The organism is Bacillus sp. P4_D3, assembly GCF_056401855.1.
The window spans coordinates 1-767 of the sequence record NZ_JBFUIN010001137.1 but is presented as its reverse complement, the minus strand read 5'-3'; the positions used below and the strand labels follow the sequence as shown (position 1 = coordinate 767).

General features: G+C 39.4%; 1 protein-coding gene. It reads right to left on the bottom strand.

The annotated features are described in order from the left end of the window. On the bottom strand, positions 1 to 670 hold a 670-nt coding region (locus AC1DTM_RS29825), incomplete at its 3' end, for a proline racemase family protein (RefSeq protein ID WP_477001628.1). Positions 671 to 767: the final 97 nt, after the last annotated feature.

Below are 767 nucleotides of genomic sequence, written 5' to 3'. Positions count from 1 at the left end.
GTGTTAATCCTCTTATAAACGAATACTGCGGATGAATGATTTCAAACTTCTCATTAATTGTATTTCTAATATGAATCGCCTTATCAATGATTGTAGATGCGTTTTCTGGTACTAACTCTAGACCTACTGACTTCGCATCGATAATGGCATAAAAATTCCCTCCATACGCAATATCAGCCTCTACAGTTCCAACTTCTTCGACGTGTACAGAAATATTTTTCAGTAAAAAAGCGGGTATGTTACAGAAGGAGACTTCTTTCGCTTTCCCATCTTGAACAGAAATATCTACTTCAACTAAGCCAGCTGGCGTGTCTAACTTTAAAGAAGTGACCGGTTCAACTACCGGAATTAAACCTGATTCAACTAAAGCTGTACATACACCAATTGTATCGTGGCCACACATCGGCAAGTATCCACCTGTCTCTATGTATATAATACCTATATCAGCTTCAGGATGGCACGGATCTGTTAATAGCGCTCCTGACATTACATCATGACCACGTGGCTCATTCATTAACAATTTCCGAATCCAGTCATACTCCTTTTTCATATGTAACATCTTCTCTGCCATCGTCTCGCCAATTAACTTAGGAAGCCCGCTAATTAATGTCCTCGTTGGATTCCCGCCCGTATGTGTATCAATCGTCGTAAAGACTCTTTGTGACCTCATCCGTTTAACACCCTTTCTGTAAAACGACTCAAACGAAGTTGTTCAATAGGAATGATTGTTTCTTTGTCATTTAATAACTCTTCAATTACTTTCCCGG